General features: G+C 62.5%; 11 protein-coding genes. 3 read left to right on the top strand and 8 right to left on the bottom strand.

From position 1 onward, the window contains the following. Positions 1-109 precede the first annotated feature (109 nt). The 6 genes from NKI31_RS26295 to NKI31_RS26270 form a co-directional block, all read right to left on the bottom strand. A complete protein-coding gene (locus NKI31_RS26295; protein ID WP_023682464.1) occupies positions 110-1,075 on the bottom strand; it encodes an ABC transporter permease in 966 nt (321 codons plus the stop codon). 3 nt (positions 1,076-1,078) lie between these two features. Next, a complete protein-coding gene (locus tag NKI31_RS26290; RefSeq protein WP_023693472.1) occupies positions 1,079-2,083 on the bottom strand; it encodes an ABC transporter permease in 1,005 nt (334 codons plus the stop codon). Then, positions 2,080-3,624: a sugar ABC transporter ATP-binding protein gene (locus NKI31_RS26285; protein ID WP_352652920.1), complete on the bottom strand. Its 1,545-nt coding sequence runs from the start codon at positions 3,622-3,624 to the stop codon at positions 2,080-2,082. The genes NKI31_RS26290 and NKI31_RS26285 overlap by 4 nt, the downstream gene beginning before the upstream one ends. Before the next feature lie 60 nt (positions 3,625-3,684). After that, on the bottom strand, positions 3,685-4,665 hold the full coding sequence (locus NKI31_RS26280) for an ABC transporter substrate-binding protein (RefSeq protein WP_023672664.1): 981 nt from the start codon (positions 4,663-4,665) through the stop codon (positions 3,685-3,687). Positions 4,666-4,768: 103 nt separating this feature from the next. Next, positions 4,769-6,388, bottom strand: a complete 1,620-nt coding sequence (locus NKI31_RS26275; protein WP_352652919.1) for a GMC family oxidoreductase — start codon at positions 6,386-6,388, stop codon at positions 4,769-4,771. Further along, positions 6,385-7,134 (bottom strand): FCD domain-containing protein, encoded by a 750-nt coding sequence (locus NKI31_RS26270; protein ID WP_023707502.1) that lies wholly within the window; start codon positions 7,132-7,134, stop codon positions 6,385-6,387. Before NKI31_RS26270 ends, NKI31_RS26275 begins: the two co-directional genes overlap by 4 nt. Before the next feature lie 187 nt (positions 7,135-7,321). Between NKI31_RS26270 and NKI31_RS26265 the strand changes: the two genes are divergently transcribed. Further along, on the top strand, positions 7,322-8,416 hold the full coding sequence (locus NKI31_RS26265) for a mandelate racemase/muconate lactonizing enzyme family protein (protein WP_352652918.1): 1,095 nt from the start codon (positions 7,322-7,324) through the stop codon (positions 8,414-8,416). A gap of 291 nt (positions 8,417-8,707) precedes the next feature. After that, on the top strand, positions 8,708-9,118 hold the full coding sequence (locus NKI31_RS26260) for a hypothetical protein (protein WP_023738748.1): 411 nt from the start codon (positions 8,708-8,710) through the stop codon (positions 9,116-9,118). A gap of 661 nt (positions 9,119-9,779) precedes the next feature. Here NKI31_RS26260 and NKI31_RS26255 read toward each other — a convergent pair. Continuing rightward, entirely contained in the window at positions 9,780-10,517 is a 738-nt protein-coding gene (locus tag NKI31_RS26255) for an SDR family oxidoreductase (RefSeq protein WP_245263955.1), read from the bottom strand. A 70-nt stretch (positions 10,518-10,587) separates the two neighbouring features. Further along, positions 10,588-11,085, bottom strand: coding sequence for a 2,4'-dihydroxyacetophenone dioxygenase family protein (locus NKI31_RS26250; RefSeq protein WP_023710477.1), 498 nt, complete (start codon positions 11,083-11,085; stop codon positions 10,588-10,590). A gap of 194 nt (positions 11,086-11,279) precedes the next feature. Here NKI31_RS26250 and NKI31_RS26245 point away from each other — a divergent pair. Beyond that, the coding region (locus tag NKI31_RS26245) for an IS256 family transposase (protein WP_352652917.1) at positions 11,280-11,953 on the top strand (674 nt) is incomplete at its 3' end.

Here is an 11,953-nt window from a genome sequence, read left to right as displayed (position 1 = left end):
TGCACCGGGGAAGCATCGCCGCAGAAAGTCTGCGGGATGCGCTCATCGGCCGGGTGCGCAACGCGCACTGATTCTGCAGCGCCATCGTGCTCGAAGGCGCTCGCCATCCTCAGGCAGTTTCGCGCCTTGCCGTAAGCCGTGCCTGGAGAAGGACGACGACGAGCAAAAACAGCCCGCGGATCACCGACTGCCAGTAGGCTGACAGCGAAATCCAGCCCATGCCGTTTTCGAAGTTCAGGACGTTGAAAAGGATGCCGAGCAACAGCACGCCGGCCAGCGTGGTCAACACCGAGCCAGAGCCGCCGGTCAGCAGCGTCCCGCCCACGACGACCGCTGCGATGGCAAACAGTTCCCAGCCGACGCCCTCGATCGGCTGGCCTGCGCCGAACTGAGAAGCGAGGACGACGCCGGCGAGCCCGGCCAGGCACCCGCTTGCGACATAGACGAGAAATTTGACGCCGTCCGTGCGCAGCCCCATCAGCCGCGAGGCATCCTCGCCGCCGCCGATGGCCAGCACCGTCCGTCCCGTGCTGGTGTAGTTCAGGACCACTGAGCCGACGGCATAGGCAACCAGGGCGATGACTGCCGGAATCGGGAAAATCCAGAAATTCCCTTGGCCGATGGCGGTGAAACCCGAATCGTAAGACACCGAAACGGTCTGGTTGCCGGCCAGAAGCAGCGCCGAGCCGCTTGCGGCCAGCATGGTGGCAAGCGTGGCGATGAAAGGCATCAGGTTGCCGCGCGTAACCAGGAGCGCGTTGATCAGCCCGGCTGCCAGGCCGGCGCCAACGCCCGCTGCAAGGCCTGCCACGATGCCGTGCGGGCTCGCCAGGGCTGACGCGACGCTGCCCAAGGCGGCGACGGAGCCGACGGACAGGTCTATGCCGCCGGTCATGATCACGAAGCACATGCCGAGCGCGACGAGCGCGAACATCGAGTTGTAGCGCAGAACGCTCATCACGTTGAAGAGGCCGAGGAAGCGGTCGTAGCGCAGGAATCCGAACAGGACGAGGGCTGCAAGCGCGATGACGACACCGTAAGTGCCGATGATGCGAACCAGTCTGGCGCTGTTCATGGATTACACCCGGTGTTGCTGCTGCAGCCAGACGGCGAATGCGATGATGCCGGCCTTGACGACGAGTGCAGCGGCGTCGGGTACGCCATTGGCGAGCAGCGTGTAGCGCACCAACTGGATGGTCAGTGCGCCCAGCAGGGTGCCGATGATTGTGGCCTTTCCGCCACTCAACAGCGTGCCGCCCACCGCGACCGCCGCGATGGCGTCGAGTTCCATGCCCAGCCCCACGAGATTGGCGTCGCTGGAGGAGTTGATCGCAATGACGACGAGACCGGCTAGCCCCGCGCACAGGCCGCTGATCGCATAGACAGCGAGCTTGATCCTCGATACGGCGATGCCGGCGAGTTCAGAGGCCTTTTCATTGCCGCCGACCGCCAGGATGCTTCGCCCGAACACCGTGCGGTGAAGGGCCCAAGCGGCCACCGCAACCAGCACGGCCATGATGATGACCTGCGCGGGAATGCCGAGCGGGCGGGCAAGTCCGATCCACTGGAATTGCGGCACGCGGAAGGTCTGCAGATTGCCGTTGGTCATGACCTGCGCGATCCCGCGCCCGGCGATGAACAGCACGAGCGTTGCAACAATAGGTTGGATGCGGAAACGCGAGACCAACCAGCCATTGAACAGCCCGAACAGGCCGGCGACGAGGATCGAGGCAATCATCGCGACGGCTACCGCCAGATAGATGTTTCCGACCGGGAAGATCGTGCCCATGAAGATCATCGGCGCCAATGCGCCGGAGATCGCCATCAGCGAACCAACCGACAGGTCGATGCCGCCGGTGGCGATCACCAGGGTCATCCCCACCGCGACGATCACAATCGTGCAGACCTGGGTTAGGTTGACGTTGAGTGTCTGCAGCGTCGCGAAATTGCGCGTATAGGCAAGGTTGAAGACCACCAGCAGCACAAGCGCGATCACCGTGCCGTAGCGCGCCAGGAAACCGAACACATCAAAGCGGCGGTTTCCAGCGTCGTTGGCTGCGGATGGTGTGGCCAGATCGCTCACGCTGCCTCCTTCGCCGCGCCGCCATGCGCCATCGCCGCGAGCACGTCCTCCTCGTCGGCTGCCTGGCCTTCCAGTTCGGCCACCCTCACTCCTTCGCGCAGCACGAATATGCGGTCGGCTCCTTCCATCACTTCCTCGAGTTCCGAGGAGATCATCAGCACGCCGAGCCCGTCATCGGCAAGCTTGCGGATGAGGCGCTGGATCTCGGCCTTGGCCCCGACATCGATGCCGCGCGTCGGCTCATCGAGAATGAGCAGCTTCGGGTTCATTGCCAGCCAGCGGGCAAGCAGCACCTTTTGCTGGTTGCCGCCCGACAACTCGCGGACCTTCTGGTTAGGCCCCGAGCATTTGATGTCGAGTTCACGAATGAAGCGCTCGACGATCTCCTTCTGCCGGGCCTCGTTCAGGATGCCATTGCGGCTGATTTTCGGCAGCAGTGCCAGTGTTATGTTCTCCGCGACGGTCATTTCCGGCACGATGCCCTCGGCCTTGCGGTCCTCAGTGCAGAAGCCCATCCCTGCGGCGATGGCATCGGCGGCACGTGCGGGATGGTAGGACGCGCCCTCCATCGTCATCTCGCCTGCGCTCCGGCGGTCGGCGCCGAATACGAGGCGGGCTGTTTCGGTGCGGCCGGCGCCGAGCAAGCCGGCAAAGCCGGCGATCTCGCCGCGGCGCAGGTCGAAGCTCACGTCACGCACCAACTGGCCGGCCGCCAGCCCTTGCGCGGTAAACAGCACATCACCGATCGTCGACCGATCGCGCTCGCCGAACGCGGTTGCGTGGCCTTCGACGGCTGCGACGTCGCGGCCGAGCATGGCCGCGACCAGCTCCAGCTTGCCGATGTCGCTCATCGCCGCGCTTCGCACCGTGCGGCCGTCACGCATGATCGTGACCCGGTCGCAGACCTCATACAACTCGTCGAGCTTGTGGCTGACGAACAGAACGGAGACGCCGTCGGCCTTGAGCTGACGGATAACGCTGAACAAGACCGAGACTTCACGCTCGTCCAGCGAGGAGGTCGGCTCATCCATGATCACCAGGCGGGCGGAAAAGCCGATGGCGCGGGCGATCGCCACCATCTGCTGCGTGGCGGTGTTGAAATCGCTGAGCGGGCGGCGCACGTCGATGCCGATCGAGAAGCGGCTGAGCAGGCGCTCGGCTTCCGCATGCATCGCGCTCCAGTCGAGCAGGCCGCGGCGGCGCTTCTCGCGTCCAAGGCAGATGTTCTCGGTGACCGAGCGCAGCGGTACGAGATTGATCTCCTGGTAGATGGTGCTGATACCGCTGACCTGCGCCTGATGCGGAGACCCAACCTCGAACGGCTTCCGTTCGAACAGCACCTGCCCCGCATCCCGGCGGTAATAGCCGGTGAGCACCTTGATAAGTGTCGATTTGCCCGCACCGTTCTGGCCGATGAGTGCGTGGATCTCGCCCGGAAGAACCTGGAGCGAGGCATCGGCCAGGGCAGGGATGCCGGCAAAACGCTTCTGGATGTCACGCATGTCCAGGAGCAGCGCGGCTTGGTCCGGCTGAGCGGTCATCGTCAAACTCCCAAACCCTACCCGCCGGAGCGGGTAGGGCAACTGGAAAGAAAGTGGATATCAGAACGCAATATCGAAGTCTTTCTTCGCGTTCGTGGCGTCGAAGAAGGCATCCTCGTTCTTGATGAACGGCGGGATCTTCTTGCCGGCCGCATAGTCGGCCATCGTAGCGAAGGCCTTCGGCCCGAACAGCGGGCTGCAAGCGCAGATAGCGCCGATCTTGCCGTCAATGATTGCCTGGACGCCTTCCTTCTCGCCGTCGATCGACAAGATCAGCACATCCTTGCCCGGGGTCTTGCCGGCTGCTTCCAAAGCGGCGATGGCGCCCAGCGCCATCTCATCATTATGCGCGTAGATGATATCCGCATCAGGGTGCGCCTGAAGCAGCGTCTCGGCGACCTGCCGGCCCTTGTCACGAGCGAAGTCGCCGGACTGCGATGCCAGGATGGTGAACTGCGAGTGCTTGGCGATGAAATCGTCGAAGCCTTTCTTGCGGTCGGTAGCGGCCGAGGCTCCGGTCGTGCCTTCCAGCTCGATGATTTTCGACTTGCCATTGGCGTTCTTGACCAGCCATTCGCCGACGCGGGTCGCCTCCTCGATGAAATCCGAACCGATGAAGCAGACATAATCCTCGCCCGGCTTGGCCATGGTGTGATCAACGTCGCGGTCGACCAGAAACACCGGTATGCCGGCATCGCGCGCGGCAAGAATGACCGGCACCAGGGGCTTGTCTTCGCGGGGCGGCAGGAAGATTGCGTCGACGCCCTGCGCGATCATCGAGTTCACGTCGGAGGCCTGCTTGGCCGACGAACCGGCGGCATCCGTGTAGACCAGCTGATGGCCGAGCTTGGCGGCTTCGTCCTGCATGCTCTTGGTCTCGGCAAGGCGCCACGGATTGTTGCTTTCCGTCTGGGCGAAACCGACCTTGTACTTGTCCTTCTTGGCGAGTGGCGGGAGCGCCGCGAAGGCGCGTGAGCCGAGTGTCAGCGCGACCGCGCCGGCGGCGGAGCCAACCAGTAGTTTTCGACGGGTAATGATCATGCTCTTTCCTCCTTTATTGTCGCTTTCAGCGACTGTGTAATTTCCTCACGATATCGGCCCAGACGGCTTCGGCGATGACGCCGTCGGCAAGCTGGATCCGGCGCTATGCCGCCTCCAAAATAAAGTCGGCGCAGCGGTCGCCCAGCATCATGGCGGGCGCCGCCGTATTGCCGGCATTGATGTTGGGGCAGGCCGACATGTCGGCAACCCGCAGATTGTCTATTCCGCGCACGCGCAGCGCCGCGTCCAGCACCGCCATCCGGTCGCTGTCCGAGCCCATCCGGCATGTCCCGGCCGGATGGTAGTTGGTCTTCACAAAGCGTTTGCAATGCTTTGTCATGGCTTCGTCGCTGAGATCATCCTGGCTTGGCACGGCAATGGCCTTGACCCGATCGGCGAGCGGCTTGGTCTGAAAAACCTGCAGGAAATAACGCTGGCCGGAGATCATTTCCCGCATGTCGTCGGGATGTTTAAGGAGGTTCGGCGAAACGATCGGCATGTCCTTCGGATCCGCCGAACGCAGCCTCACGAAACCGCGCGACTTTGGCTTCACCACCACTGTCGTCACGGTAAGCCCATAGGTGTTCTCGACCAAGGTCAGGATATCGCGGTCCAGATAGACGTGCGGTACGCAGAAGGCCTGGATCGTCGGTTCGCCCTCCGGATCGGCCGGATTGACGAAGGCTCCGGCCTCCACCCCCGCTGACAGGATCGTGCCGGCGCCGAAGAGCTTGAAATGCAGGCCGTTCTTGATCATCCGCCAGCCTTGGCCCTGCCTGAAATAGCCGTATGGGCCGTTTGCGGTGGCGATGATCGGCACCTCTGGATGGTCGATCAGGTTTTCGCCGACCCCGGGCAGGTCGGCGACGCAGGAAATGCCGTGCCCGGCAAGCGCCTCGGCGGGGCCGATGCCGGACAGCATGAGCAGTTTCGGCGAGACGAGGGCACCGGACGAGACGATCACGTCGGCATCCGCATGGACGGTATGCTCGGCGCCCGACGCATCCGAATAGACGACGCCGGTGACCCGACCGTTCTCGATCAGCAGCCGGCTGACTGTGCAATTGAGTTTCAGCGTCAGCTTGGGATCATTCGTCAGCGGCTCGATGAAGGCATAGGCGGCGCTGCTTCGCTTTCCCCGCCGGTTCATGAACTGGTAGAAGCCGACCCCGCGCTGCGACGGTCCGTTGAAGTCATGGTTGTACGGCAATCCAAGGCCTTGGACGGCCTGGACGAACCAACGGGAAACATCATCGATGTGGCCTGGATCCGAGACCAGCAGCGGACCTTCGCTGCCATGCAGTTCGCCGCCGAGGCGGTTGTTTCCCTCCATGCCGGTGAAATGCGGCAGCACCGCCTGCCAGTTCCAGCGCACGCCGGCATTGTTGCCGCGCAGCAGTTCGTCCCACTCCTCATAGTCGGCCGAGCGGCCTCGCATGTAGACCTGGGCGTTGACCGAGGTGCCGCCGCCCAGCACGTTGCCTTGCGAGATTTCATGGACGCGGCCGTCGAGATGGGCCTGCGGCTCGGTGCGGTGATAGCGCATGAATTTCGAGCCGTTGATCATCTTGAAGATGCCGGGCGGCATGTCGAGCAAGGGATGATGATGGGAATGGCCGGCCTCCAGCAGCAGGGTTCGCCGTCCCGCTTTGACAAGCCTTGCCGTCGCGACGCAGCCGGCTGCTCCGCCGCCCACCACGATATGGTCGTAGGACTGCGTCATGCTTCCGGCGCCTCACGGCTTTCGAATGTTCCGCGGACATACTCCCAGGCCGCCGAGAGGTGGTTGAGCAGCGCCCGCTCGGCGCCGTCAGGATCTCGCTCAAGGATGGCCGTGCAGATTTCACGATGGCTGAGGAAATTCACGCGGTTGCGCTCGGGCGACCGTGGCATGCGCATCCAATGCGGCGACAGCCATGCGGTAAATGCCTTGTGCACGACAGGCAGCACCGGGTTGCGCGCGATGTCATAGAGCGCTGCGTGGAACGCCACGTCCGTCGCATAGAATTTCTCGGAATCCGGGATGGCCGCCTCGTTCATCGCCAGCGCCGCCCTCAGGGCTGTGACGTCATCCTTGCGGGCATGGATGGCGGCGTTGCGCGCCAGCGACGCCTCGAGGAAGACGCGCATGTCGTAGAGGTTCTTCACGCCCGCCTGGTCGCTCAGCAGATGTCCTACAATGCCGTCGAGGGCGCCGAGCGCGGCATCCAGGCCAGGCCGACGCGCCACGGGCCGGAACCGCGGACGCGCTTCCACCAGGCCGCGGCTGGCCAGGCGCGCAATCGCCTCACGCACAACGCCCCGGCCGACACCATACTCGATCATCAGTTCGCGCTCGGCCGGCAGGTAGCTGCCGTCGCCAAGCCTTCCGGACGTGATGTCGGCCTCTATGCCGGCCACCATCGCGTCGGCCGCGCGGGCGGCGAGAATAGCCGCGGGCATCTCAGGACGCTCTTCCGTATCCAGCAAGCCTTTTCCTCCCAGATGGTCCTGTTATTAGAAGGTAAATCGGACCAAAGCACAAGCGGATTGATGCTTTTGTAGGACCAAAAATGACGGATTGGCTTCAGAACCGCTGAAAGATCAGCCACATTGTTGCCAGTCAGCGCTGCCGGTGCAATTATGGTCCGATGAAAAAACGTGAATGGAGCGCAGCATGAGCCGCACCGAAATCAAGGAAGTCGAGACCCGGCTGTTTCGGGTCCCACTGCGTGAGGTGATGACCGATGCCAAGCACGGCGCGCACACGCATTTCGAGCTGGTCACCGTCACGCTGAGGCTTGCCGACGGCACCGAGGGCACAGGCTACACCTACACCGGCGGCAGGGGCGGCTATGCGATCAAGGCAATGATCGATCACGACCTCGCGCCGTTCCTCAAGGCACGCGACGCAACGCAAATCGACACGATCTACGACGGCATGCTCTGGCACATCCACTATGTCGGGCGCGGCGGCATAGCTTCTTTCGCGATCTCGGCGATCGACATCGCATTATGGGACCTCAAGGGCCGGCGTAGCGGCCTGCCGCTTTGGCAGATGGCGGGCGGGGCCGGGAAGAGCGCCAAGGCCTATCGCGGCGGCATCGACCTAAACTTCACCCTCGATCAGCTTTTGGCCAGCATCGATTCCTATCTCAATGCCGGCTTCACCGGGGTGAAGATCAAGGTCGGCAAGGACGACCTTGCCGAGGATGTGGCCCGGGTGAAGGCAGTTCGCGAGCGCATCGGCCCTCATGTCACCTTTATGGTTGACGCCAACTACGCGCTGGACGTCCCGCGAGCGATCGAGGCAGCGAGAGCATTCGCCGCCTACGATCTGCTGTGGTTCGAGGAGCCCATCATACCCGACGACTATGAGGGTTACGCCAGCATTGCCAAGGCGACCGGAATGCCCCTGGCAATGGGAGAAAACCTGCATGTCATCGAGGAGTTCGAGCATGCCTTCGCTTGGTCGAATCTCGCCTACATCCAACCCGACGCCTCCAACTGCGGCGGGGTCACCGGCTGGCTGCGCGTGGCAGCGCTCTCACGCAAGGCTGGCATTCCGGTCTGCAGTCACGGGATGCAGGAACTTCATGTCAGCCTCGTTGCAGGTCAGACAAATGCCGGCTGGGTGGAGGCGCATAGTTTTGATATTGACCATTATACCACTGAGCCGCTGAGGCTTCAGGATGGTTTGGCGATAGCACCCGACGAGCCTGGAGTGGGCGTTGTCTTCGACTGGCGGAAATTGGCGGATTTTCGCCAATAGCCCCCTGAACGGCGGCACGGCCGCATGCATTTTGTCCAGATCCTCCTTCCTCGTTCCGGCAACGCGGAGAGCGCTTCGCCGAGGAAGACTTCGACCGTCTGAAGAACGAACTCGCCGCCGCCGCAGCCAGCGGGCATACCCCTTATCGGATGCCACACTTACATTTGTAATTGCAGCGACGCTTCACCGGCTTTAACTCACGCGATCATAGCAGCGACACGACAAATGCAGGCGGCCGCCCGAAAACGGGCAGAAGCTGCAAGCATTGGGTGCGCCTGCAGGGAGGCGGCGATGGTTGCAACGCGTACGGACACTGCACATCCGGTTATGGAGGACTTCATTCTATCACGGCACCGCTCACCGGTCCGCGAAGTTGGATTTTACGAGGCTATGAGTCAAACCCGACAAGCGATCGCCACATCGCGCGAGGTGCTGAGGCGCTTTCGCGAACGTCAGGGCGACGACACTCCTCGAGCAAAGAATACAGACCGTGGTCCTGTCGCCGTGTCAGCCTTCGATGCCGACATCATACGCGCTGCATGCCGAGATCTGATCGCGGAGATGAACGTGCCCGAGTGTCAATGGCGCGAGCTGGCGCGAAGTCTGGTGCGCGAATTCGTGGCCTGCGAGCAGACCGAAGCCGGTTTGGTGGATTGGATCGTCCGCCGGCCAGCGATGACGGAGACGGACGAGGCCGGCTGACCGGAGCCAACTGGCGGGGCGGCGAATGAGCCAGGAGTCAGTCGACTGCAATTAACGCGAGCAAACAGGTCTCCCGGCGACTTGTTGCGCGGGAACTGCGGTGATCCGAGGATCGGAAATTTTGGCGAGCGGCTTGGACACATCTGATCCTCCTCGTCTGTAGCGTCGCGCTCGTGTTCGCATTTGAAGCATGTAGCGAGGACTGGCCGATGGCGTGACCTTTGGTTGAGTGGAGACGAATGCGTCCAGCCTACTGTCCAAGGCACGGCGACGGCCATGTCGCGTTGCTCCCGGCCTTCGCACACAAGGAGCCCAGGCCGGATGCCAACCAGGCTGCATTAGGCCAGTGGGAACAATTTGCGCGGGCCGAGCTTGGGCTAGCGTCGTACAGAGGTGCAAGTATGCAAGATAATTTTGACCGAGCTTCATCCGTCGCGGAGGTTGCGGAATCCTTCGTGAGATCCCGGAGGCCGTTCTCTGTCGTATCGACTCGGGATGCGGTCACGATTGTCAGGAAACAGGCAGCTTTTTGCGAGCATACGGATGGCGAGCTTGCGGAGTTGGTGGCGGCAATTGCGGTCAGGCATGGTCGATTGGTCGCGTTCGATCTTGATCTCGACGACACAGGCTTGGAGATCGGTCGCGCAGCATAGCCAACGCCTCACGCAATGAGATAGCCACCGTCAACCGGCAGAATTGCCCCAGTGATGAACCCCGCGAGCGGAGAACACAAGAACAAGGCGGGGCCGGTCAGGTCGCCCGGCGTACCCCAGCGACCCATCGGAGTGCGTTTCATCAATTCCGCGTTGCGAACTGGATCGGCCCGTGGCGCGGCGGTCATGGCGGTCTCGATCCAGCCAGGCGCCAATGCGTTTACGCGGATGCCATCCCCGGCATAGGCGATGGCGAGCGACTTGGTAAGTTGCACGATGGCGCCCTTGGATGCGGCGTAAGCCGGGGCATGAGCCGCGCCGAAAAACGCGAACATCGAGGCGATGTTGACGATGGCGCCCCCGTTCGAGAGTGCCCCTCGGAACGCGCTCGCACTCCGCATGGAGCCGGTGAGATTGATATCGACCACCGTTTCGAAACCCTGGACAGTGAATTCGGCGGCGCGCAGGTTTACCCCTGCGCAATTTACGAGCGCTGCAACGGATGTGAACTGACTGGAATATCCTTCGACCGCAGTCATGTCCCGGACGTCGAGTACTGAATACGAGACGGCGGTGCCGTATGCACGAGCGGCCGCTACCTCGGCGGCCGTGGCCCCCGTCGCGTGGACAATTGCCCCGGCCTCGGCGAACGCCATGGCGATGCCGTTTCCGATACCTGTCGTGCCTCCGGTAATGACGACGGTCTTGCCCGCGAAGAAGGGCATGGCCCATATGGAGTCGGTCACCAATATCTCCTCGTTTCGCCTCTGTGGCGGACCGCGAACTCACCGCAGCGGAAGGCAAACGGGCGGATGTCTACCGTACGAATTGATCGACGAAATCGTCACCGAGACCCACGCTCGCATAGTGATTTCTGCACATGTCGATCTTGGTGAAAACGTCCTCGAAACCAATCTGCTTGTTATCCTTGTCCAGGTAAACCATGCAGCCGGAAATGTTGAAGAAGGTGATCATCTCGGGCACGTCGCTTGGAACCGTGAGCGTGTGGATTTCACCGGGCGGCTCGAAAACGTAAGATCCCGTCTCTGCCACCCAGTCGTGTTCAAGATAATGCCAACGCCCCTTGATCACATAGCCATGCACGGGGGCCGGATGCAGATGACGGCTTAATATCCCGGCCCGGCGTACGCGGAGCAGATTGCACCACTGCCCTTGCATTGTGTTGAGCATAAGTGGTCGGAACCACACGCCCTCCGCCTGTGGGACCCAGACACGCTCGTCTTCGGGGACGGCAGCGATCGCGATCTCTTTCGGTGCCAGGGGATGGGCGGAGCCGTTGAAGGATTGATACATAGGAACCTCTGTCGCCAATTCATTGGAGTCCATATCAGCGCGATCCTAACAACTGGGCCGAGTTCTGCCGAGGCGCAATCGGGCGCCCACGCATTGGGTAGTGTGCTGAGAGTTCTGCAAATTCGCTGAGAGGGGGCGGTCATGGCAGGCTGGTGATTGTTCACGTCACCTGATTCCCGCGAAGGAACGCCGCCATGACCAAGACTGAAGTTAAGACCGCCAGCGCTGCCGTCAAAGACATTTTGCTTTCGAACCCGGATGGATTGCACGAGGTGCTCCGTGCGGTGATGCAGGAGGTGCTTGAGGCCGAGATGGACGAGGCGCTGGGTGCCTCGAAGAGCGAGCGCACGCCCGAACGGCTTGGCTATCGCTCGGGCTATTACGGCCGCACCCTTGTGACGCGGGTCGGCAAGCTCGAGCTGCGGGTTCCGCAGGACCGGGCCGGGCACTTCTCCACCGAGCTGTTCGAGCGCTACCAGCGTTCGGAGCGGGCCTTGGTGGCGACGCTTGCGGAGATGTATGTGCAGGGCGTGTCGACCCGCAAGGTCAAGGCGATCACGGAAGAGCTGTGCGGCCATGCCTTCTCGGCCTCGTCGATCTCGGCCATCAACAAGCGCTTGGACGAGAGCCTGAAGGCGTTTGCCGAACGACCGCTTCAGGAGCCATTCCCCTACCTCATTCTCGATGCCCGCTACGAGAAGGTGCGTGAAGCCGGTGTTGTCATGAGCCAGGCGGTGCTGATCGCGGTCGGCATCGACTGGGACGGGCGCCGGCAGATCCTGGCCGTGGAGATGGCCAATCGCGAGAGCCGCTCGGCCTGGAGGGACTTCCTCGTCGGCCTCAAGGCGCGCGGCCTCAAGGGCGTCGA

The organism is Mesorhizobium sp. M0659 (genome assembly GCF_040320605.1).
In the GTDB taxonomy this organism is placed as follows: domain Bacteria; phylum Pseudomonadota; class Alphaproteobacteria; order Rhizobiales; family Rhizobiaceae; genus Mesorhizobium.
This window is presented reverse-complemented; position numbering and strand designations above follow the sequence as displayed.

Excerpts from the sequence above, each read along its gene's own strand:
- NKI31_RS26295 (WP_023682464.1), bottom strand. The coding sequence starts at position 1,075 with ATGAACAGCGCCAGACTGGTTCGCATCATCGGCACTTACGGTGTCGTC.
- NKI31_RS26285 (WP_352652920.1), bottom strand. The coding sequence starts at position 3,624 with ATGACCGCTCAGCCGGACCAAGCCGCGCTGCTCCTGGACATGCGTGAC.
- NKI31_RS26280 (WP_023672664.1), bottom strand. The coding sequence starts at position 4,665 with ATGATCATTACCCGTCGAAAACTACTGGTTGGCTCCGCCGCCGGCGCG.
- NKI31_RS26275 (WP_352652919.1), bottom strand. The coding sequence starts at position 6,388 with ATGACGCAGTCCTACGACCATATCGTGGTGGGCGGCGGAGCAGCCGGC.
- NKI31_RS26265 (WP_352652918.1), top strand. The coding sequence starts at position 7,322 with ATGAGCCGCACCGAAATCAAGGAAGTCGAGACCCGGCTGTTTCGGGTC.
- NKI31_RS26260 (WP_023738748.1), top strand. The coding sequence starts at position 8,708 with ATGGTTGCAACGCGTACGGACACTGCACATCCGGTTATGGAGGACTTC.
- NKI31_RS26250 (WP_023710477.1), bottom strand. The coding sequence starts at position 11,085 with ATGTATCAATCCTTCAACGGCTCCGCCCATCCCCTGGCACCGAAAGAG.